This window comes from Polaromonas sp. P4_H1, assembly GCF_056400945.1.
Genome location: NZ_JBFUKG010000002.1, coordinates 376,238 through 398,066, shown reverse-complemented (window position 1 = coordinate 398,066; position 21,829 = coordinate 376,238). Strand labels below are relative to the sequence as shown.

Sequence of the window (21,829 nt, the reverse complement as noted above, 5' to 3'; positions counted from 1 at the left end):
CGCGGTCATGGTGTGATCCGGGTTTCATGGCGCGGCAGGTGTTCTTCAGGCTGCCCGGCTGACAGCTTGGTTTGCAGCCAGCGCAGCAAAGCCTGCACCCTGGCAACCTGAATGCGGCTTTCCGGCACCAGGGCCTTGAGCCACAGGTCCGTTATCGGGTAGTCACTTAATACCGGCACCAAGGCCACGGTACGCAGTGCCGGGGCGGCAAGGTAGGCCCCCAGAATCGCAATGCCATTGCCTGCGAGGGCGGCAGACAGCAACAGTTGCGCCTCGTTGGTACTGAGACGGGGCTCTAACTCCACCCGCAACGGGCCGGTGCCGCTGCCAAACTCCCAGGTGTTGCCGGTGGGCAAAAAATTCAGCGTGTCATGCTGCGCCAGCTCACGCGGATGCGCAGGAATGCCTTTGCGCGTCAGATAAGGGGGTGAAGCACAGAGGATGCGTGGCATGGCACATAGCGGCACATCGACCACACCACCAAAGGCGTAGGGCATCAGGGTGAGGGCCATGTCAAAGCCCTCGTCTATCGGATTGACGGCGCGGTCCAGCGCAATAACTTCCAGACGAATCAGCGGGAACTGCTGCGCAAAAGCATCGAGCAAGGGACCAATCAACACGGCTGCAACCGTGCTCGGCACTTTCAGCCGAATACTGCCTTGAAGGCTGTGGGCCGAACCTTGCACCTCGCTGAACAGGTCATCCACGTCGGCCAGCAGGCGTTGCACCGTGGGCAGGTAGCGCTGGCCTGTCGGCGTCAGGCTGACGCGACGTGTGCTGCGCTCGAACAGCGGGCTTTTCAGGCGCCACTCGATCTGGCTGATGCGCTTGGTGACGACCGAGGGGGCCACCTTCAACTCGCGCGCAGCGCCGACAAAGCTACCCGTGCGTGACACCGCCAGGAAGGCTTTGAGATTGGCCAGAGTATCCATGATTATTCTCGATTAGAAAATTCACTGTTCTTATCTTGATCTATTGTTCTCAAATTCTATCGAAACTAGGATCAAAGCCTCAGCAATAAATGCCCGACCGGGCAGGAGACCAAAACATGCAGACCACAGCCAAGCCAATGACCTTGATGGAACCCAGCCGCCAAACCCCGGTTTGGGGTAGCTATGACGTGGTGGTGCTGGGGGGCGGCCCGGCAGGCATTGCAGCTGCGACCGCTGCGGCACAAACCGGACAATCCACCTTGCTGATCGAGGCTTATGGCTTCCTGGGCGGCATGGGTACGGCGGCCGGGGTGACCAATTTTTGCGGCCTGCATGCCAATGTGCACGGCACCATTGAGCAAGTGGTGCATGGCGTGGCGGGCGACTTGTTGGCCCGCATGCGCGCCTTGGGTGGCCTGAACGAGCCGCATGTCATCTTTGGCAACAGGATTGCCGCCCAGGCCTATGACAACGCAGCCTTCAAGGTCGCGGCCGATGCCCTGGTGCTGGCCAGCGGCGCCCAGCTGTTGTTCCACGCCCAGGCGGTCGGGGTCATCATGAACAAGCCCAACGAAATTGGTGCGGTGCTGATCGAGACCAAATCAGGCCGCTACGCCGTGGTAGCCAAAACCTTTATTGACTGCTCGGGCGATGGCGACCTGGCGACCCATGCCGGTGCGCCGTTCGAGAAAGGCAAGGGGCCGAACGGTCAGGGCCACGACATGATGTACCCCTCCACCATGTTCCGCGTGAACGGCGTGGACCCGGTACGGGCTGGCGACGCCTGGAATCACTTTGGCCATCTGATGGACGAGGCCGAAAAGCTGGGCCGCGAGTTCCCTCGCAAAAGCCCCATCATCCGCCCGCAAAAGAACCCTGCCGAGTGGCGCGCCAACGTGACGCAACTGGCCAATGCCGATGGCAGCCCGGTGGACGGCACCAATGCCGCACAACTGAGCGATGCCGAGGTGCAGGGGCGCAGGCAAATTGTGGATTTCTTTCAGTTTCTGCGTGAATCCGCGCCGGGCTTCGAGCAGTCCTACATCCTGGAAATCGCCCCCCAGGTGGGCGTGCGTGAAACGCGCCGTATGGTGGGCCAATACCAGCTGAATGAAAGCGACGTGCTGCAATGCGCCAGCTTTGACGACACCGTGGGTGTCAACGGCTGGATGATTGAAGAGCATGTGGCGGGCAACATCGCCTTCAAATGGCAAGACATTCCCAACTGCCGTGGCTTTAACCACCTGCCGTACCGCATGCTGTTGCCGCTTCAGGTGGACAACCTGCTGGTGGCGGGCCGTTGTGCTTCCATGACGCACATGGGCCAATCCGCCGCACGGGTCTCGGGTGGTTGCTTTGTGATGGGCCAGGCTGCGGGCACGGCCGCTGCGCTGGCGATCCAGGCGAATGTGCGTCCCCGTGATTTGAATGTGAAAACCCTGCAAGCCAGGCTGGAGGCCGATGGTGCTTACCTGGGGCGAGACAAGTCCTGAGCACCGCATTCCCGATCCATAAATCAACTGGAGACTTTCATGAAAAAACGCAGTCTGAACATCGCGGCATTGGCCGCCACCCTGATCGCCATGGCCCCGCTGGCACAAGCGCAAGCCAATGCCCCTGTCGTGCCGCCATGGCCGACCAAACCAGTGCGCATTCTGGTGGGTTTTCCCGGCGGTTCCACCCCTGATATTGCGGCGCGCACCTTGGCTGAAGCACTCTCCAAAGTACTCGGGCAGCCCGTGATCGTGGAGAACAAGGCTGGCGCGTCGGGCAATATCGCCGCCGACCAGGTGGCCAAGGCCACGGACGACCACACGCTGGGCGTGGTGATCAACGGCAACCTGACCTCCGCCAAGATGCTCTATCCGAAGCTGCCGTATGACCCGGCCAGGGATTTCAGCTACATCTCGCTGCTGGCAACCGCGCCCTTGCTGCTGGTGGCCCCCACCAGCGTGCCCGACGGTGCTGCCTTTATGGCTGCAGCCAGCCAAAACGGCGACCGGTGGAGCTACGGCTCGGTCGGCAACGGCTCGGTGGCGCATTTGGGCATGGAGTTACTCAAATCGAAGACCAAGGGCCTGACGCCCATGCATGTGCCCTTTCAGGGCAACCCTGCCGTCATCACGGCGCTGCTGGGGGGCCAGATTCAGATGGCCTTGGTGCCGCCAGGCATTGCCATGCCGCAAGTCAAAGCAGGCAAGCTCAAAGCCATAGGCCTCACCAGCGGGCGCAGCGCCCTGGTGCCAGAAGTGGCCCCCTTGGCCGATGCCGGTGTGCGCGATTTCAACCTGGAAGTGTGGACCGCGCTGGTCGGACCGGCCAGTCTCTCCAAAGCAGCGCAGGACCGGCTGAATGCCGAAGTGCCCAATATCATCCGCAATGCCGACACACGGCAAAAGCTGTTCAACCAAGGCTGGCAAGCCGTGGGAACTTCACCGGAGGGTCTGAAGAGCCGGGTTAAAGAAGAGGCCAGCATCATGAACGGCATCATTTCTGCGCGGGGGATCAAGCTGGAGTAGTTGCCAGATTTGAGCGCAAGGATTTCCCGGTCCCGGTCCCGGTCCCGGTCACCGTGGCGGTGGATGCGACGGGGCGTTCGATTCATCGGCATATTGGTTTGCGTCTTACGCGCAGCCTGAATAGCTTGAAAAAAACCTGAATAGTGAATAAAACCGGCTTTCGGCCCAATCAGGGCGGACGCAAGCAGCTATTAAAAAAGTAGCAGACAAGCGCCGCGCGGTTAATCCGTCGACGCGCTCCAGCGGCTGTTCCAGGCCTTGTCACGGGTCTTGTCCATCTCGCGGCGGTCGCGTTTGGTGGGGCGGCCGTGTTCCAGGGTGCTGGCCGGGTCGCTGTTCAGGCGGCGCTCTTCGGCCGCCTGCGTCCGCAGCGCCTGACTTTCCGCGGTTTCTTCATACAGCTGTTGCGCCACCGGCGCCGGGCCGCGCTGGCTGCTGATGCCGCGTACCACCAGCGTGCGCATGACCGGGCCTTGCCGCAAGCTCAGGGTATCGCCCACCTTGACCTCTCGGGCAGGCTTGGCTTCCTGGTCGTTGATGCGAACGCGGCCCTTGTCGATTTCTTCAACCGCCAGGGAGCGGGTTTTGTAGAAACGCGCGGCCCACAACCACTTGTCGATGCGTAATTTGTCCATCGATAGGCATTTTGGATCAGGTCGACCGGTTTTCAAGGGTTCAAATTCAACTCCGGGTTTTCCATGGGGTCGCCCATTGGATCGTCTAAACCGGGAAAACCCGTTGGGTCCGTGTCTTCCATGGACCGAAGCGTTGGGCGCCTACGCGGCCAGCGGCAGTCGAACCGTGGCATCCAGCCCCGTCACCTGGCCATGCACCACGCGATTTTCCAGGGAGATGGTGCCGCCCAGCGCCTCGGTGATTTCCCGGCAAATGGCCAGGCCCAGCCCGGAGCCGTGGCGCACATTGCCTGCTGAAAAAGGCTGGTACAGGCGCGTCGACAGCTCGGCTGAAATGCCGGGGCCGCCGTCGCTGATGGTCAGGGCGACATACACGGCATCGCGCACGATGCGCACCGCCAGCGTGCCGCCGGCCGGCGTGTGCTTGATGGCGTTGTGCAGCAGGTTGCGTGACAGCTCGCCCAGCATCCACTCATGCGACAGGATGGGGGCGGGGACTGTCTCGATTTCAAAGTCGATGTCTTTTTCGGCAATCAGGGGGGAAATGTCCAGCGCCACTGAACGCACGACCTGCGCCAGGTCGATGACCTGCAGGTCGGCCTGCTGGCGCAACTGCTCGACCTTGGCCAGCGCCAGCATCTGGTTGGCCAGCGTGGTGGCGCGGTCCACTGTCTGGTTGATTTCGCCCAGGGCTTCGCGTGCATCGATGTCGCCGCGCAACGCGGACTGCACCTGCACCTTGAGCACGGCCAGCGGCGTGCGCAACTGGTGCGCCGCGTCGCGCACAAAGCGTTTCTGGTGTTCCAGCAGGTGTTGCAGGCGGCCCATCACCTCGTTGGTGGCGTCGACCAGCGGTTGCAGTTCGCGCGGCGCATCGGGCGCGGCGATGGCTGTCAGGTCGCCTTCGCGCCGGGCCTGCAATTGGGCGCTGAGCCGGCGCACCGGCCGGGTGGCGCGCTGCACCACGATCACCGCCACCAGGGCAATCACGGCCAGCAGCACGGCCTGTCGCCAGAGCGTATCGATCAGGATCTTGCGGGCCAGCGTCTTGCGCAACTCCAGTGTTTCCGCCACCTGGATGACGGCCATGGCGCGCCCCGTGGGGCTCGCCACCGGCTGAAGCAGCACCGCCACACGCACAGGCTCTTCCAGAAAAACGTCGTCATAAAAATCCACCAGCGCGGAGTAGGGCGGCCTGGGCGGGATGCGGCCTCGCCAGAAGGGAAGCTGTGCAAAGCCCGAAACCATTTCGCCTTTCAGGCTGGATACGCGGTAAAAGAGGCGGCTCTGGTTGTCGGCCTCGAACGCTTCAAGCGCTGCATAGGGCACCGTCACGCGCAACTCGGAATGCTCGTCGTAACCCGACACATCAAGCTGCTCGCCAATCGATTTGGCAGATGCCAGCAGGGTACGGTCGTAGGCTGTGTTGACGGCAGCCAGCGCCTGCTGGTAAAGGCTTACGGTGTTGACCACCACCAGCAGGCCGACAGGCAGCAGGATGCCCATCAGCAGATACCGACGCAGGGACATGGCCCCCGCGCTTGAGGATGTAGCCCCCACGCTCGCCACTGCGTGTGCTTCGCTGCCCCCCGAGGGGGCTATTTCGGCTTGGGGCGGCCCGGCGCCGAAATGCGGCGCCCCCAGCGTTGCCGCGCCTTGCCTTGTGCTGCTGTCGGAAGGGGTTGGCTCGCCGGTACTCACGCATCCACCTTCAGCAAATAACCCAGGCCGCGCAGGGTGACCAGCGTGACGCCGGTATGGGCGAGTTTCTTGCGCAGGCGGTAGACCACCACTTCCACCGCTTCGTACTGCACATCGGCTTCGCCCGGAAACACCAGTTCAAATAACCGTTCCTTGGACACCGCATGGCCGGGCTTGACGATCAGGGTCTGCAGCAAGGCCAGTTCGCGCGGGGTGAGCTCCAGGACCTGGTCGCGATAGTAAATCGCACCGCTGTCTTTTTCATAGCGAAGATTGCCCACGAATTGTGGGGCAGGGCCTGATTCAGTGCCCGAAGCAGGGCGCCTGCGGCTGAGGGCGCGCAGGCGGGCTTCCAGCTCGTCCAGGTCAAACGGTTTGGGCAGGTAGTCGTCCGCACCCGTATTCAGGCCGATGATGCGGTCACCCACGGTGCCGCGGGCCGTCAGGATGAGCACGGGTGTGGCCAGCCCCTGCCGGCGTGCCTGTTCCAGCACCTGCAGGCCGTCCATCCCCGGCAGGCTGAGGTCGAGCACGACCACGTCGGGCTGCACGGTGGTCCATTGAGCGATCGCCTGCCGGCCGTCGGTACAGCCCGCGACCTCGATGCCGCGCCGGCTCAGCGCGCGCTGCAGGGCGGTCTGCATGGAGGCATCGTCCTCGATCAGCAGCAATTTCATGGTTGGCATCATGGGCAGGACATTAGCACTTTCCCCAATGCTTCCGGACAGCCGTTTGACAGGAAGGAGGCGCATGATGGCGAGGTTACTACCCATCCAAGGAGACAATCCATGCGTCGCGATACCTTTTTGAAATCCATGGCCGCGCTGGCCGCAGCGGGGGCCTTGCCCATGCCGGCCTTGGCTGCAACCAACGTGAAAATGATGATTCCGGCCAATCCCGGCGGCGGCTGGGACACCACCGGCCGTGCCCTGGGCAAGGCCTTGATGGATTCCGGTGCAGCAGCGACCGTGACCTACGAAAACAAGGGCGGCGCCGCCGGCGCGCTGGGCCTGGCCCAGTTTGTCAACGGCAGCAAGGGCGATGGCAATGCAATGATGGTCATGGGCGCCGTGATGCTGGGTGGCCTGATAACCGGCAAGCCGCCGGTCAGCCTGTCGCAGGCCACACCGATCGCTCGCTTGACCAGCGAATACAACGTGTTTGTGCTGCCCGCCAACTCGCCGTTCAAATCGATGAAAGACGTCATTGAACAGCTCAAGAAAGACCCCGGCAGCGTGAAATGGGGCGGCGGCTCGCGCGGCTCCACCGAGCACATTGCGGCGGCCATGATTGCGCGTGAAGCGGGCGTGGACCCTTCCAAAATCAATTACGTGGCTTTCCGCGGAGGCGGAGAGGCCACGGCTGCCATTCTGGGCGGCAATGTGACCATAGGCGGCAGCGGCTACAGCGAATTCTCGGAGTACATCAATTCCGGCAAGATGAGGGCGCTGGCGGTCACCTCCGAAACGCGCCTGAAGGGCGTCAATGTGCCCACGCTCAAGGAGCAGGGCGTGAACGTGGTGATCGGCAACTGGCGCGGCGTTTATGGCGCCCCCGGCATTTCGGCCGAGCAGCGCAAGGTGCTCACCGAGATGATTCTCAAGGCCGTCAAGTCCAAGAGCTGGATCGAGGCTTCTGAGAAGAACAACTGGACCCCCGCAGTGCTGACGGGCCCGGCCTTTGACAAGTTCGTCGATGACGACTTTGCCAGCCTGCGTGCCACCATGGTCAAGTCCGGCATGGTCTGAGGCTGCGGCCTCCACCTTCCCACGGCGCGTCGCCTGACCCAGGCGGCGTGCCGTTTTCATATTTAGTTCGACGTGTTGGAGAACCGTAACAATGACAACTTTAGATGCCTTGGCCGACGGGCCATCCGATCAGGCCGCGCGAGCCGCCGAGGCCGTCTGGCCGCAAACCCTGGTGGGTGCCGGTGTGCTGCTCACCGGGCTGGCGCTGGCCTTCGGCGCCATCAGTATTTCTTCTGTGGCAGGTTACGGTGGTGTCGGACCGAATTTTCTGCCGTGGCTGGTGTCTATCATGCTCACCGTCTGCGGCGGGTGGATCATCTGGGAAGCGCGCACCGGGGGCTTTCGTGAGCTGGATCTTCCCGCCGGTGCCCCGCGAGCTTACTGGCCAGGCTTTGTCTGGGTCTCCGCCGGCTTGCTGCTCAATGCGGCGCTGCTCACCACGATCGGCTTCATCCTGAGCTGCACGCTGTGCTACCTGCTGGCGGTGCAGGGCCTGCGGCGCGCCAGCGGTCAGCCGTCGGGCGCGGCGCGCACCTGGGTCATCGACATCGTGACCGGTCTGCTCATTTCAGCGCCAGTGTTCTGGATGTTCACGCAATTCCTGGCCATCAACCTGCCGGGCCTGACAGCAACCGGGTGGCTCTGACATGGATATCTTCAACGCATTGATGCATGGCTTCGCGCTCGCGATTACCCCTGCCAATCTTCTCTGGTGCCTGGTGGGCTGTGCCCTGGGCACAGCCGTCGGCGTACTGCCTGGCATCGGCCCGGCCGTGGCTGTGGCCATGCTGTTGCCCATCACCGCCAAGGTCGATGTCACGGCTTCGATGATTTTCTTCTCGGGTATTTATTACGGAGCCATGTACGGCGGCTCCACCACCTCCATCCTGCTGAACACGCCCGGTGAAACGGCGAGCATGGTCACGGCCATGGAGGGCAACAAGATGGCCAAGAGCGGCCGTGCGGGTGCTGCGCTTGCCACGGCCGCCATAGGCTCCTTTGTCGCCGGCACCATCGCCACCGTCATCGTCACGCTGTTCGCACCCTTTGTGGCGGACTTCGCGGTCAAGCTCGGCCCACCGGAATATTTTCTGCTGATGCTGCTGGCCTTTACCACCGTGAGCGCGGTGCTCGGCAAGAGCACGCTGCGCGGCATTACGGCGCTGTTCATCGGCCTGGCTGCGGGTTGTGTCGGTCTCGACCAGATTTCAGGCCAGAGCCGCTACACCGGCGGCATTCCCGAGTTTCTGGACGGCATTGAAATCGTGCTGGTGGCGGTTGGGCTGTTCGCCGTGGCGGAAGTGCTGTACGCCGTGCTGTACGAGGGCCGGGTCGTGGAGGAGCAGAACCGGCTGAGCCGCGTGCACATGACGGCGCGCGACTGGAAGCGTTCGATCCCGGCCTGGCTGCGCGGCACGGCCATTGGTACGCCGTTCGGCTGCATTCCGGCCGGCGGGACCGAGATACCCACGTTCCTGAGCTATGCGATGGAAAAAAAGCTGGCCAAGGACCCGAAGGACAGGGCGGAGTTTGGCAGCACTGGCGCCATTGAAGGTGTGGCTGGACCCGAGGCCGCCAACAATGCCACCGTGACTGCCGCGCTGATTCCGCTGCTGACGCTCGGCATTCCCACCTCCAATACCACGGCCATCCTGTTGGGCGCTTTCCAGAACTACGGCATCCAGCCCGGCCCGCAGCTGTTCACCACCTCGGCGGCTCTGGTGTGGGCGCTGATCGCCTCCCTCTACATTGGCAACGTGATGCTGCTGGTGCTGAACCTGCCGATGGTCGGGTTCTGGGTCAAGCTGCTCAAGATTCCCAAGCCGCAGCTGTATGCCGGCATCCTGATCTTTGCAACGGTGGGAGCTTATGGCATGCGCCAAAGTGCGTTTGACCTGTTCCTGCTGTATGGCATCGGCGTGCTGGGTGTGTTGATGCGCCGCTTTGACTTTCCGACCGCACCGGTGGTCGTTGGCATGATCCTCGGGCCACTGGCGGAAGCGCAGTTGCGCAATGCCATGTCCATCGGCGAGGGCAGCGCGGTGGTGTTTTTCCAGCGCCCCATGTCGATCACCCTCATCGTGATCATCGTGGCCGTGCTGGTACTGCCGCGGCTGGCAAAGTTCTGGTCGATGCGCAAGGCGGCGATATGATTTTTGCGTTGAGAAAGCCATCAAGTTCACTGGATCACTGGAGCAAAACATGCTGAAAATTCAACGACGCGCGGCTTTGGGTGGACTGGCCATTGCCGCACTGGGCGGCACGGGGTCGCTCTGGGCCCAATCGCCCAAACCCGGCGCGGCCAGCGCGGGAGCGGCTTCCACCAAGGGCAGGGTGGTCAAATTGGCGCCCAAGCTGCGCATCGTCATCCCGGCCAACGCCGGCGGAGGCTGGGACCAGACCGGCCGCGCCCTCGGTACGGCGCTGCTGGGCGCGGGTGCAACGGACGAGATCGAGTATGAAAACAAGGGTGGCAAGGGCGGCACGATTGGCCTGGCCCATTACGCTGAAAAGTACAGCAACGACCCCAACACCCTGCTGATGGGGGGCATGGTGATGGTCGGGGCGGTGGCGCTGCAGAAGCCCGCTGTGGACATGACCCGCATCCAGCCCATTGCCCGGCTGACCAGTGACTACCTGGTGGTGGTCGTGGACGCCAATTCCCCGATTCGCACAGCGAGCGACCTGGCGGCGCGTATACGCGCCAACCCCAAAGAAGTGCCGATTGCCGGTGGCTCGGCCGGCGGCGTGGACCATGTGTTTGCCGGCGTGTTCATGCGGGGCTCGCAGAGCAAACCGGAGGAACTCGTCTACCTGCCATTTGCGGGGGGTACCGAGGTGGTGCAGGCGGTGCTGAGTGGCAAGGCGGTGGCCGGCATTTCAGGCTTCAGCGAATTCAGTGAACAGCTGGCCAGCGGGAAATTGCGCGCCATTGGGGTGTCGTCCAAACGCTCGGTGTTTGGTATTCCCGCGATTCGCGAGCAGGGAGTGGGTGTGGACATGGCCAACTGGCGGGGTGTGTTCACCGGACAGGGCGTGACGGCCGCACGCCAGGCAGAGATGATTGAAGCTGTGAAGGCCGCCACCTTGCATGACTCGTGGCTGAAAACCCTGAAACAGAACCACTGGGAGTCCTCCTGGCTTGCCGGCCCCGCCTTTGGCAGCTTTATCGACTTTGACTTGACGACTTCGCGTGTGATGGTGCATTTGCTCAAGCTGAAAGCCTGAGATATCTGCGCGGGGCCACCTGCGCATGGAAAGCGTCTGCTTCATCCAGCGACCCACTGATGCGGTCTGTCGGCTAAAAGTCGTTGTCGTAAAGCTTTTTGCCGCGTCTTCAAAAATCATGGCGCACTCGCCACAAAAATTTAATCAGCGTGGCCAAGCAGTCACTTTTGCATAAGCGTCGAAAATCATTAGGCATGTAAGTAAAAAGCATAATATTTTTGACAACATGCTTGAATTTGTCTGGCTTGCACCGCACAAAAGTTCGCGGGTGCAGGTTGTCAAGCGAATTTCATGCCCTCGAAATTGTCACTATTTCCCTGAAACAACACCCATCCACCTGTGACGCGCCATGTGCTCACTGATAGCATCACGCGGGGCCCGCGGATGCGGTTTGATGCATCAAAACGAGCTTGCAAGCTGGTGCCTATAAAACTGGTGATGTTAAATTTCGAGGAGGAAATATGGCTTTCAATCCTGGCGATATCTTGCCCGCGCAATACAACCTGATGTATGTGCTGGGGTCTTACGTCGTGGCGGTGATGGGGTCCTTGATGGCGCTTTACCACGCAGGGCATATTCGCCGTAGCGATGGGTCCATTGACAACGACATGGTGATCGGTGCCGCGGTGTCTTTGGGCGGCGTCGGTATCTGGTCCATGCACTTCATCGGCATGCTGGGCTACCGCTTGCCCATGACCGTAGTTTATGACGGCACGCTGACCTTCGCGTCGTTGCTGGCGGCCGTGCTTATTTCCGGCATCGCACTGCGGCTGGCAGGCGGCAGAAGCCAGTTCAGCATCGGGGGCTGGTTGGCGGGAAGCGTGCTGGCAGGGTTGGGAGTTTGCGTGATGCATTACGGCGGCATGTATGCCATGCATTTGCGCGCTGAGATGGTGTTCAACTGGTCGATGGTGGCCGGCAGTGTCGTGATCGCCATCTGTGCGGCGGCGGCGGCTCTCTGGATTGCGTTCAATATCCGCAAGGCGAGCTACCGTTTTGTGGCTGCCTTGATCATGGGCCTGGCGGTGTGCGCCATGCACTACACCGGCATGGCCGCTGCGGATTTTGTGTGTGTTGCCAGCAAGGCATCACCGGGCTGGACCATTGGCGGCAGCTTGCTGCCTTCGCTGGTTTTTGGCACCGTCGGGTTGGTGCTGGTGGTGCTGCTCTGGAATTTGATGGGACGACTGGTCGAGCCTGTGAGAAAGCCACTTAAACAGGGCTGAAAAATCCGGGCATGTAATGCCGCACTAGCGTGGCGCGCCCAGGGCCACTGCCCGTTCGCGTGAACGGTGCAGGGCTTCGGCCTCCGTTGGTGTCCCGGTTGGCCAGCCCGCCAGTTGCTGCGCGCTGAACTCTGCCAGCGCAGCCATCCACACGGGGCTGTCGTTCAGGCACTCGATGTAGTAAAACTCCTTGCCGCCCGCCTGTAAAAAGGCGTGGCGCGCTTCCATTGCGATTTCTTCCAGGGTTTCCAGACAGTCGCCGGTAAAACCCGGGCACACCACATCGACCCGCTGGACACCGGCCTGCGCCATCTTGATCAGCGTGGGTTCGGTATAGGGTTCCAGCCATTTGGCCTTGCCAAAGCGTGACTGGAAGGTGACCTTGTAGCGGTCCTTTCCCAGCCCCAGCTTCTCGGCCAGTAGGCGCGCTGTCTTGTGGCATTCGCAGTGGTAAGGGTCACCCAGCGTGAGCGTGCGCTCGGGCACGCCGTGAAAGCTCATGACCAGTTGCCCGGCCTGGCCATAGTGCCGCCAGTGCGTGCGAATCCGGTCGGCCAGCGCGTTGATGTAGCCGGGGTCATCGTGGTAGTTGTTGACGAAGCGAAACTCGGGAATCCGGCGTATCCGCGCGGCCCAGCTGTAAACCGCGTCGAACACGCTGGCGGTCGTGGTGCCGCTGTACTGCGGATAGGCCGGCAGGATGAGGATGCGGGTGGCGCCGTCCGCCTTGAGCTGGTCCAGCTGCGAGGCAATCGATGGGTTGCCGTAACGCATGGCGTAACGCACCTCCACGGTGTGCCCGCGCGTCGCCAGGTAGCCACGCAGCATCAGGGCCTGCTTTTGCGTCCAGACCTTCAGCGGTGAGCCCTCCGGCGTCCAGATGCTGGCGTATTTGGCGGCGGATTTTTTGGGGCGCAGGCGCAGGATGATGCCGTGCAGGATCAGCCACCAGACAGGCCTGGGGATTTCGACCACGCGCGGGTCGCTTAAAAATTCGGCGAGGTAGCGGCGCAGCGCGGGTGCGGTGGGTGCATCGGGTGTACCGAGGTTGCAGAGCAGGATGGCGGTGGTGGAGGATGCAGCCGGTGGCTTGCCATGAACGAAGGACGGCTCTGAGGCAAAAGACATGGGTTATTCTAGTGCGGGGTGGCGCAACACCGTATCCATGAACTTACCTATGCTTGACCTGACCATCATCAAAGCCATCTCGCTGGACCTCGACGATACCCTGTGGCCGATCTGGCCCGCCATTGAACGGGCCGAAAAGGTGCTTGACGACTGGCTCAGCCAGCATGCGCCCATGACCGCTGCGCTGTTTGCCAATCCCGCGGCTCGGCATGAGATTCGTGAGCACGTGATGCGTTCGCGTCCCGAACTCAAGCACAACCTGAGTGCCATCCGGCGCGAGGCTATCCGGCTGGCGCTCTATCGCTCCCGGGAAAATCCCCTGCTGGCTGAAGATGCGTTCGCGGTTTTTTATGCCGAGCGCAACCGGGTCACGCTGTTTGAAGATGCCTTGCTGGCCCTCGAATTTTTGTCCAGCCGCTTTCCGCTGGTGGCCCTGTCCAACGGCAATGCGGATATTCAGCGCATTGGTATCGGCAACTATTTCCGCACCAGCATCAGTGCCCAGCAGTTTGGCGTGGGCAAGCCTGATCCCCGGATTTTTCACGCGGCTGCGGGGTCCGTCGAGGTGGAGCCTGCTCATGTGCTGCATGTGGGTGACGACGCCACGCTGGATGTGCTGGGGGCCCTTAACTGCGGCATGCAGACGGTGTGGGTAAACCGGACAGAGCATTTATGGACGCACACAGGTGAACCCCATGAAACGGTGGCCTCGCTCACCGAATTGTGTGACCTTTTTCCTCAATGAAGGGGACGGGCTGTCCTGGAGCTGATTGACATGACCCTCAAAATCTACGGCACAGCAGCCTCGCGTGCGGCACGGCCGCTGTGGGTGGCCCAGGAGCTGGGCCTGGCCTATGAACACATTCCCCTGCCTTATCTGAGCGGTGCCACGCGCACGCCGGAATTTCTGGCGATCAACCCGAATGGCCGCATTCCCGTGGTGGATGATGACGGTGTGCTGGTCTGGGAGTCCATGGCGTGCGCGCTGTACCTGGCCGAGCGGTTCAAGCCCCCTGGCGCGCGATCGCTGGCGGCACAAAATGATGTCAACACCCCCATGCTGGCGGCGCGGAGCCATGCCGAGCTGGCCGAGATTTTGCGCTGGAGCTTCTGGGTGGTGACCGAGTGCGAAAAGGATGCGCTGACCATCCTGATGCACCGGGTGCTGATGCCGGCAGAACGGCGCAAGCCGCAACTGGCCGATGAAGCCGAGCGGCGGCTGGCCGGTCCGCTGGGCGTGCTGGAGCAGCATTTGCAAACGCGCAGTTATCTGGCCGGCGAGCGTTTTACCGTGGCCGATATCTGTGTGGCTTCCGTGCTGACATGGGCGCAGAGTGCCATCGAATTGATGGCGCAGTGCCCGCGCACGGCTCAATGGCTGCGCGCCTGTCTGGCGCGCCCCGCTTATAAGGCCGTCAGGGCCATGGCACAAGGTGCATGACCTCGATGATCCGGGGGGCCTTATTGCTATTTAATGGGTAGCAATAGCGTCGGGATTCATCAGGATTAGCCGGGATTAGCCAGGATTGATCGGGATTGTTCAATGCAGGCGCCTGGCCACCTCCAGGCCGGAGCGCACGGCACCTTCCAGGGTGGCTGGATACGGCCCGGCAATGTAGTCCCCACACGCCATCAGGCCCGGAGCGACGGCGGCGCCGGGCCGCTGTACGCCGGGGGTGCAGGCAAAGGTCGCACGCTTTTCCACAATGGTCTGCACCGGCTGCAGCGGGTTCAGCGAATTCAGCCCCAACTGCCGCGCGGCTTGCGCCAGCACCTGCTGCGTCAGTGTGGCGTTGTCGCCCGAACTGGCACTGATCACGAACGCCAGCAAGCCCGCGGGGCCGCCGAGTTGTCCGCGGTCGAACACGAATTGGGCCGGCTCCGTGGCACTTGAAGGCAGCGCCAGCATGGGCTGGGCCAGGCGTGCATCGGACGCGTGGGCATAAACGGTGGTGAGGGCCTCGTGCTGCAAGCCGCGCGTCTGCATGAGCCATTCGTCAGCCGGCACGCCACTGCCTTCGACAAGGCGCGCTGCCTCGTGGGGCGGGCAGGCAAGCACCACGCAATCAAAGGCGACGCTGCTATCGGTGGTCACGACCCAGCTTGAACCGAGAGGGGCGATGGTGAGCACACGAGCGCCCAGCTGTGCGGGGCTGCCCTGCTCATGGAGCCAGGCCAGCGTGGCATCCGGCAGCAGGGCGCTCAGGTCCTTGCGGGGCAAGAGCAGGTTGGAGCCGCCGCTCTGCAGAAACAGCGCATCACGGATCACGCGCAGGAACACCTGGCCACTGGCGCATTGCGCCGGCGTGTTCAGCGCCGACACGCACAAAGGCTCGATCAGCGAAGCCATGGCGCCTGGTGTCAGGCCCTGGCATATATCGGTCACCGACTGGCCCGGATCGCACTGAAATCCCTTGAGTTTCCAGCCCAGCGCCACCTTAAGCAGCGACAGCTTGTCCGCCCATGACCAGCCACGGGCCACGAGGATGCCGGCGAGCGCATCCAGCGGCGCCGGCCACCGGGGCAACTGCAGGCCGCTGCCATTGGGGAAGCGCATGCTCAAGGGCAGACGCAGCATGGCAGCATTCACGTCAACGCCCAGGTCTTCCATCAGGCGCAGGGTTTCGGCATAGGCGCCGATCAGGATGTGCTGGCCATTGTCGAGCGGGACAGACCGGCCCGCCACCGTGCCGCCCAAGCGGCGGGCCCGCCCGCCAGCGGTGCGGGACGCTTCAAAAAGGGTGACCTGATAACCCAGGCGCGTGGCCTCGACGGCTGCGGCGCAGCCCGCCCACCCGGCACCCACGACGGCGACTCTCATGTTCCCACCAACCACACGTGTTAAACCACCCGCCCAAAGGCCTGCGTTTTCCAGGCCAGCCAGAATTTTCGCAAGGGTGTGAGGCTGACCCGCTGGTGCAGCACCTGATAGCCGTCGGCGGCGATCTCGCGCAGCAGCGTGCGGTAAATGCTGGCCATCATGAGGCCGGGCTTCTGGGCCCGGCGGTCAGCCGGGGGCAGCAGGGCCAGCGCCTCGTCATACAGCGCCAGTGCGCGCTGGGTCTGGAACTGCATGAGCGCGGTAAAGCGCTCGGAATACTGGCGTTTCAGGATTTCGTGCGCCTTCACATCAAACTGCTGCAGCTCGTTGATGGGCAGGTAGATGCGGCCGCGCATCGCATCTTCACCCACATCGCGAATGATATTGGTGAGCTGGAACGCCAGGCCCAGCTTGTGTGCGTAGGTGGTGGTGGCTTCGTCCGTCTGGCCAAAAATGCGCGCGGCTACCTCGCCCACGATGCCCGCCACCAGGTGGCAATACTGCATGAGGCCGGGGAAGTCGAGGTAGCGGTTTTGCTCCAGGTCCATCTGGCAGCCCTCGATGACCGCCTGTAAATGGCGCGCTTCAATGCCGTAGCTCCCGGCCAGGGGCATCAGCGCCTGCATGACCGGATGCGTCGGATTGCCGGCATACGACTTGGCCACCTCGGCCTGCCACCAGGCCAGCTTGGTTTGCGCCACGCCGGGGTCGGTCACTTCATCGACCACATCGTCTATTTCGCGGCAGAAAGCGTAAAACGCGGTGATGGCGGCACGCCGCTCGGGGGGTAAAAACAGGAAGGCGTAATAGAAACTGCTACCGGATGCGGCGGCTTTTTGCTGGACATACTGCTCGGGATTCATGCGGCGATTGTTGCACGTGGAAATGACCCCCACGCTTTTCACTTTGTGTAATGCGCTGCCCCCCGAGGGGGCTATTTTTTCTAGGGGCGGCCCGTCGGAAAAATGCTTGGTTCCTGTTATGGGCCGCCTGTGAGTGTCGTGCCTACATCCATAAAGCACGCCAGCCCATCACCGCCACATCCCAGGGCCCGAGCTTGGGGCGTTGCTGCAGCGTGTTGAAGCCCAGCGCTTCGATTTTGTCCAGGATGCGCAGGCCGCCTTGCACCACCAGCCGCAGCTCCCAGCCGCCGCGCCCTGGTATCCTTTTCACCAGCGGGGAGCCTTTGAGCATGGCAGCCCTTGCGGATTGGACGCAGTCAGCTATTAATTTAGTAGTGGCTGGGTTGCTGTCCAAAGCCAGTAGTTGCGCTTCATCGACGCCATGGCGCGCCCAGGCATCGGCCGGCAGGTAGATGCGTCCGCGTGGAATGTCCACGCTCAGGTCCTGCCAGAAGTTGATGAGTTGCAGGGCGCTGCAGATGTTGTCACTCATCTGCAGCGAGTCGCCGTCGTGCACACCATACAGGTGCAGCAGCAAACGGCCCACTGGGTTGGCTGAACGGTTGCAGTAGTCGAGCAGTTCGGCCTGACTGGCGTAGCGCTGTTTCACCACGTCCTGCTCAAAGGCGCTGAGCAGATCGGCCAGCAAATGCACCGGCAGGGCAAATTGCGTGATCACGGGGCCCAGCGGGTCAAACACGGCGGCCCAGCGCGGGGAGGGCGAGAGGCCAGCAGCGGTCGCCATGAGATCGGCGTGGTAGGCGGCCAGGTCGTCCAGACGGGTCTGGGGCAGGGCGTCACCCTCGTCGGCGATGTCGTCTGCGGTGCGGGCGAACCAGTAGATGGCGGCGATGGCGGGTCGCAGGTGCGGCGGGCACAGGACAGAGGCGACCGGGAAGTTCTCGTAATGGTCAACGCCCGCCTTGCGCGTGGTCATAGAGGTCGTGGTCCTGGTTGGGGAAGCGACCGGGGAGGTTGTGGGCGCGTCCGTGCCGGCCGGGTCTTGCGGCAAAGGTCTTGATGTCACTGGCATGCCCGTCAAACCGCCAGCCTGCCTGGCATGCGGGTCATGAAATCGGCGAGGTAAGTCGCTTCCTCCGAGGCCCCGGTGCGGGCATACAGGCCAATCCCGATTTGAATCGGGTTCGGGAATTCAGGCGTTGCCGCGAGCACGCGGCAGCCGGGCGGAATGGTGGCTGAAATCATGGGCCCGATGCCGATGCCCACCTGCACAGCGGTAGCCATGGCCACCAGCGTGGAGGCCTCGCACACCATGCTCCAGCGCAACTGGGCGTCGGCCAGCGACTCCATGACCCGGGTGCGCCAGGGGCAGGCGTCGGTGAACAGAACCACCGGCAAGGCATCGTCCGGCGGCAGCGTCAGGTCGGAGCGCACCACCCACAGCAGTTGCTCGGGCCATTCGACCAGGGGCTTGTGTGCCACCTCCTGGGTGTCGCAGATCAGCAAATCGAGTTTGTCCTGCTCAAACAGCGCGGCCAGCTGCCGGTTGCCCGCGATGATCAGGTCCAGATGCACCTTGGGGTTCTGGTCGCGAAAGGACTTCAAAATCTCAATCAGTCGCGTTGCGGCGAAGTCTTCCACCACCCCCAGCTTGACGCGGCCTTCCATGCGCTGGCCGCTGATGCGTTGCCGGGCTTCTTCATTGAGGGTCAGGATTTCACGCGCATAGGGCTCCAAGACCCGCCCCTCGGCGTTGGCCGTCAGGCCCTTGGGCGAGCGTTCGAACAGCGGGGCACCCGCAATATCTTCCAGGCGCCGGATCTGCATGCTGACAGCCGCCTGGGTGCGATGCAGTGCGGCAGCTGCGCCATTGACGGTGCCGACGTCAATCACCGACAAGAATGCACGCAACAGGTGCGGGTCCAAGTCTTGCATTCAGTTTTATTGATAGGTACGCGACAATTTTGTGACTATCGCTACTTTAGCAGAGCCATTACGATGACTTTGAGATTTTTTGAGGGCTGCGAAACGGGTATTCAGCAAGTCAACAAATTATTCTTATATGTACACCCACACAGGAGAAACCGATATGACACACGATATCCAACGGCGCACCTTGGTCAAGGCAGGCGCTGCGCTGGCCTCGACAGCGCTGGGCTTTCCGGCACTCAATGCGCTCGCCCAAAATCGCAAGTTCTCAGGGAAAACCCTGCGTATCCTGACCTGGTCGGACGATACGGGCCTGGCGGTGCTACGCAACATCGCGCAAACCTTTGAAGCCCAAACGGGTGCCAAGGTCATTGCCGACCGCACGGGCAGCACGTCCGAGATGGTGGCCAAACTCAAGGCGGGCGGAAATCGCCCGCAATACGATGTGATCACGCTGGCAGGTGTCGGCGCCGTCACCCTGGCCAATGCAGGCCTGCTGGAAAAGCCCGACCTGAACCAGTTACCCAACCTCCAGAGCGTGGACGCGCGTTTTCGCACCGGTGCCGATGGCCACGGCATTGGCTATCTGCTGTGGACCGGTGGCATGCTGTACAACACTCGCACCTTCAAGGCGGCACCGACCAGCTACGAGGAAATGTGGAACCCCAAATATGCCAAGCGGGTGTTTTTGCCGCCGGCGACCTGGACGGATTCGCTGGACACCATCGTGGCCGCAGCCAAGCTGACCGGCGGCAGCGCGACCAATGTGGAAGGTGGTTTCAAGAAGCTGGCCGAGCTCAAGGACCGGGTGCTGACCTTCGGCGAGAACCCGACGCAAATCGCCGAACTGTTTCGCTCCAACTCGCTGGACATTGGTGCGGTGTACGCCCCGGCCTTCTTTGCCAAGGAACTCAAGGATCCCAACTCCGGCCTGGGCGCCACGTACAACCTGAAGGAAGGTTTTTTTGCCGACCTGATGTACACCATCATGCCCAAGGCCCACCCCGGCGAATCGTCGCTGATCCATGCCTTCATCAACCATTCGCTGGATCCCGTTGTGCAGGGAAAAATGGCCGAGGACGTGCTCAACGGGCCGGTCAACCTCAAGGCCGTGCTCTCACCCGAGGCGCAAAAGAGCCCCTTCATCATCAAGCCCGAGCAGCTCGGCTCCACGGCGGTGATTCACGACAAGGCGGTGATTGCCTCGGTACGCGACAGCTGGATCAAGCGCTACACGCAGACCTTCTCCTGATCGTCTGCAGTTGATAAACGGCCGGACCGCTTCCCGCGGCCCGGTCGTCAGGAAAGTTTTGACCATGTCCACTCTGAATTCTGGCCGCCTCCGGCTGGCCCTGCTGGCCCTGCCGGCCATCGTGCTCTTGCTGCCCTTTCTGCTGGCTGTTGTCTTCGTGCTCCGCTTTTCCTTTTCGGCGGACACGCAGTCTATTGACGGTTTCAGCCTGGAGCGTTACCTGGGCCTGCTCGACCCGTTTTTTCTTCGCTCGGTCGTTCTGACGCTCAAGCTGGCGGCGCTGAGCACGGTCATCTGCCTGGTGCTGGCGGTGCCCGTGGCCATGCTGATGGCGGCGATTACCCAGCCCATCTGGCGACGCGTGGTCACCAGTCTCATCCTGCTGCCCATGATTTTGAACCTGCTGATTCAGTCCTATGGCTGGATCATGGTGCTGGGGCCCAACGGCATCATCAATGGCGTATTGCTTAAGCTGGGTGTGCTGGACCGCCCGGTGCAGCTGCTGTTCAATGAGATCGGTGTGCTGGTGGGCCTGGTGCAAACCGCCTTGCCGCTGGCCGTGTTTCCCATCCTCGGCTCGATGCGGGCCATCTCGGCGCAATACCTGGAGGCCAGTGCCAGCCTGGGCGCTGCGCCCTGGCGCTCGTTTCGCGACATCACGCTGCCGCTGCTCAAGCCCGGGCTGATCGGTGCGGCCTCGATTGTGTTTGCCTTCAACGCCAGCGCTTTCGCCGTGCCGCTGCTGCTCGGCGGCCGCCGTGTCCAGACCATGGGCGTGGCCATCCGCGACATGATTTCACCGATGTTTGACTGGGCAGGTGCGGCGGCGGCGGGCGTCACCCTCATCGCCATCACGCTGGCAACCCTGATGGCCGCCACCTGGCTGTCCACACGCACCACCCAATGGCAGGGAGCACGATGATGGCAACGGCAACTTCAATTACCCCTTCAGTGACTTCTCCAGCTGCGTCCTCAACCACTTCCCGTGCCGGCCGCGGATCGTTTGGCTGGGTCATGGGCACCCTGGCCGGGCTGGGCCTGCTCATCGCGGCGTTGCCGGTGGTGATCATCCTGATCATGTCGTTTTCGGGCGGCACCAACCTGGATTTTCCGCCGCAGTCCCTGTCGCTGCGCTGGTACGGCGCTGCCTTCGATGTGCTGTTTGGCGACAAGAGCGAGGGCACGATGTCGGCCTTCAGCGCCATGACCAGCAGCCTGATCGTGGGCCTCATCACCATGCTGGCCAGCGTCAGTGTCTGTGTGCCGCTGTCTTATGCCGTGGTGCGCAGCCAGGGGCGCTGGCGCCATCTGGCCGAACTGCTGTTCACCCTGCCCATCGTGTTTCCGCTGGTGGTGCTGGGCGTGGCCTACCTGCTCATGACCGAAGCACTCAGCCGCGAGACCGGCGTGGACCTGGGCCTGTTTCGCCTGGCCATTCCGCACATCACGCTGGCGCTGCCTTTTGTTTTACGCAATTGCCTGAGTGCCATGAATGGCGTGGGGCTGGACCTGGAAGAAGCCGCCATGTCGCTGGGGGCCTCGCCTTTGCGCGCCATCCTGCATGTCGTCGTGCCGCTGATGAAGCCGGGAATCATGGCCGGGCTGATCTTCGCCTTCATCATTTCCTTCAACGAGTTCACGGTGACTTTCTTCATGTACACGATCGACGTGCGCACGCTGCCGATCTGGATGTACAGCCGCACCGTCTCGTCGCTGGATCCCACCACGCTGGCCATTTCGACCCTGATCATTGCGCTGGACGTGGCGCTGATCGCCTGGGTCGACAAGCTCGTGGCCGGCAAGGGCAGCCTGTTTTGAGCGCTGCCCCCAAGAACCTGATTAACGAA

21 protein-coding genes are annotated in these 21,829 nt (G+C 62.4%); 12 read left to right on the top strand and 9 right to left on the bottom strand.

Features of this window, described 5'->3' with window-relative positions:
* Positions 1 to 5 precede the first annotated feature (5 nt).
* Positions 6 to 932, bottom strand: coding sequence for a LysR substrate-binding domain-containing protein (locus AC1DS5_RS04720; RefSeq protein WP_477717090.1), 927 nt, complete (start codon positions 930 to 932; stop codon positions 6 to 8).
* Between the two features lie 137 nt (positions 933 to 1,069).
* On the opposite strand from AC1DS5_RS04720, the gene AC1DS5_RS04715 reads away from it, so the two are divergent.
* Positions 1,070 to 2,425 (top strand): FAD-dependent oxidoreductase, encoded by a 1,356-nt coding sequence (locus AC1DS5_RS04715; RefSeq protein WP_477717227.1) that lies wholly within the window; start codon positions 1,070 to 1,072, stop codon positions 2,423 to 2,425.
* A gap of 39 nt (positions 2,426 to 2,464) precedes the next feature.
* On the top strand, positions 2,465 to 3,451 hold the full coding sequence (locus AC1DS5_RS04710; protein ID WP_477717089.1) for a Bug family tripartite tricarboxylate transporter substrate binding protein: 987 nt from the start codon (positions 2,465 to 2,467) through the stop codon (positions 3,449 to 3,451).
* 221 nt (positions 3,452 to 3,672) lie between these two features.
* Here the strand turns inward: AC1DS5_RS04710 and AC1DS5_RS04705 are convergent, their stop codons facing one another.
* From AC1DS5_RS04705 to AC1DS5_RS04695, 3 genes are all read right to left on the bottom strand, one after another.
* Entirely contained in the window at positions 3,673 to 4,086 is a 414-nt protein-coding gene (locus tag AC1DS5_RS04705) for an RNA-binding S4 domain-containing protein (RefSeq protein WP_477717088.1), read from the bottom strand.
* 141 nt (positions 4,087 to 4,227) lie between these two features.
* Positions 4,228 to 5,616: a sensor histidine kinase gene (locus tag AC1DS5_RS04700; RefSeq protein WP_477717087.1), complete on the bottom strand. Its 1,389-nt coding sequence runs from the start codon at positions 5,614 to 5,616 to the stop codon at positions 4,228 to 4,230.
* 167 nt (positions 5,617 to 5,783) lie between these two features.
* Positions 5,784 to 6,464, bottom strand: a complete 681-nt coding sequence (locus AC1DS5_RS04695) for a response regulator (RefSeq protein ID WP_477717086.1) — start codon at positions 6,462 to 6,464, stop codon at positions 5,784 to 5,786.
* Positions 6,465 to 6,575: 111 nt separating this feature from the next.
* Between AC1DS5_RS04695 and AC1DS5_RS04690 the strand changes: the two genes are divergently transcribed.
* The 5 genes from AC1DS5_RS04690 to AC1DS5_RS04670 all read left to right on the top strand — a co-directional run bounded on the left by AC1DS5_RS04690 (position 6,576) and on the right by AC1DS5_RS04670 (position 11,989).
* Entirely contained in the window at positions 6,576 to 7,535 is a 960-nt protein-coding gene (locus tag AC1DS5_RS04690; protein ID WP_477717085.1) for a tripartite tricarboxylate transporter substrate binding protein, read from the top strand.
* A 91-nt stretch (positions 7,536 to 7,626) separates the two neighbouring features.
* Positions 7,627 to 8,181 (top strand): tripartite tricarboxylate transporter TctB family protein, encoded by a 555-nt coding sequence (locus AC1DS5_RS04685; protein ID WP_477717084.1) that lies wholly within the window; start codon positions 7,627 to 7,629, stop codon positions 8,179 to 8,181.
* A gap of 1 nt (position 8,182) precedes the next feature.
* Positions 8,183 to 9,688, top strand: coding sequence for a tripartite tricarboxylate transporter permease (locus tag AC1DS5_RS04680; protein ID WP_477717083.1), 1,506 nt, complete (start codon positions 8,183 to 8,185; stop codon positions 9,686 to 9,688).
* A 49-nt stretch (positions 9,689 to 9,737) separates the two neighbouring features.
* Positions 9,738 to 10,763, top strand: a complete 1,026-nt coding sequence (locus AC1DS5_RS04675; protein ID WP_477717082.1) for a Bug family tripartite tricarboxylate transporter substrate binding protein — start codon at positions 9,738 to 9,740, stop codon at positions 10,761 to 10,763.
* A 461-nt stretch (positions 10,764 to 11,224) separates the two neighbouring features.
* Positions 11,225 to 11,989, top strand: coding sequence for an MHYT domain-containing protein (locus AC1DS5_RS04670; RefSeq protein ID WP_477717081.1), 765 nt, complete (start codon positions 11,225 to 11,227; stop codon positions 11,987 to 11,989).
* Between the two features lie 24 nt (positions 11,990 to 12,013).
* Here AC1DS5_RS04670 and hemH read toward each other — a convergent pair whose 3' ends face one another.
* A complete protein-coding gene (gene hemH, locus AC1DS5_RS04665) occupies positions 12,014 to 13,117 on the bottom strand; it encodes a ferrochelatase (RefSeq protein WP_477717080.1) in 1,104 nt (367 codons plus the stop codon).
* Positions 13,118 to 13,166: 49 nt separating this feature from the next.
* Between hemH and AC1DS5_RS04660 the strand changes: the two genes are divergently transcribed.
* Both AC1DS5_RS04660 and AC1DS5_RS04655 read left to right on the top strand, forming a co-directional pair.
* Positions 13,167 to 13,862 (top strand): HAD family hydrolase, encoded by a 696-nt coding sequence (locus AC1DS5_RS04660; RefSeq protein WP_477717079.1) that lies wholly within the window; start codon positions 13,167 to 13,169, stop codon positions 13,860 to 13,862.
* 30 nt (positions 13,863 to 13,892) lie between these two features.
* Positions 13,893 to 14,558, top strand: a complete 666-nt coding sequence (locus tag AC1DS5_RS04655) for a glutathione S-transferase family protein (RefSeq protein ID WP_477717078.1) — start codon at positions 13,893 to 13,895, stop codon at positions 14,556 to 14,558.
* Positions 14,559 to 14,657: 99 nt separating this feature from the next.
* Here the strand turns inward: AC1DS5_RS04655 and hpnE are convergent, their stop codons facing one another.
* The 4 genes from hpnE to AC1DS5_RS04635 all read right to left on the bottom strand — a co-directional run bounded on the left by hpnE (position 14,658) and on the right by AC1DS5_RS04635 (position 18,736).
* Positions 14,658 to 15,938, bottom strand: coding sequence for a hydroxysqualene dehydroxylase HpnE (gene hpnE / locus AC1DS5_RS04650; protein ID WP_477717077.1), 1,281 nt, complete (start codon positions 15,936 to 15,938; stop codon positions 14,658 to 14,660).
* Between the two features lie 20 nt (positions 15,939 to 15,958).
* The gene (hpnD, locus tag AC1DS5_RS04645) at positions 15,959 to 16,801 is read right to left on the bottom strand and encodes a presqualene diphosphate synthase HpnD (RefSeq protein ID WP_477717076.1); all 843 of its coding nucleotides are present in this window, start codon (positions 16,799 to 16,801) and stop codon (positions 15,959 to 15,961) included.
* Between the two features lie 142 nt (positions 16,802 to 16,943).
* Positions 16,944 to 17,777 carry a squalene synthase HpnC gene (gene hpnC, locus AC1DS5_RS04640; protein WP_477717075.1) on the bottom strand — a complete coding sequence of 278 codons (834 nt, stop codon included), beginning with the start codon at positions 17,775 to 17,777 and terminating at the stop codon, positions 16,944 to 16,946.
* Positions 17,778 to 17,878: 101 nt separating this feature from the next.
* Complete coding sequence (locus tag AC1DS5_RS04635) at positions 17,879 to 18,736, bottom strand: LysR substrate-binding domain-containing protein (protein WP_477717074.1); 858 nt, start codon at positions 18,734 to 18,736, stop codon at positions 17,879 to 17,881.
* Positions 18,737 to 18,890: 154 nt separating this feature from the next.
* Here AC1DS5_RS04635 and AC1DS5_RS04630 point away from each other — a divergent pair, with 154 nt between their 5' ends.
* The 3 genes from AC1DS5_RS04630 (at position 18,891) to AC1DS5_RS04620 (ending at position 21,800) form a co-directional block, all read left to right on the top strand.
* A complete protein-coding gene (locus AC1DS5_RS04630; protein ID WP_477717073.1) occupies positions 18,891 to 19,982 on the top strand; it encodes an ABC transporter substrate-binding protein in 1,092 nt (363 codons plus the stop codon).
* Between the two features lie 64 nt (positions 19,983 to 20,046).
* On the top strand, positions 20,047 to 20,904 hold the full coding sequence (locus tag AC1DS5_RS04625; protein WP_477717072.1) for an ABC transporter permease: 858 nt from the start codon (positions 20,047 to 20,049) through the stop codon (positions 20,902 to 20,904).
* Between the two features lie 92 nt (positions 20,905 to 20,996).
* Positions 20,997 to 21,800, top strand: a complete 804-nt coding sequence (locus AC1DS5_RS04620; protein WP_477717071.1) for an ABC transporter permease — start codon at positions 20,997 to 20,999, stop codon at positions 21,798 to 21,800.
* Positions 21,801 to 21,829: the final 29 nt, after the last annotated feature.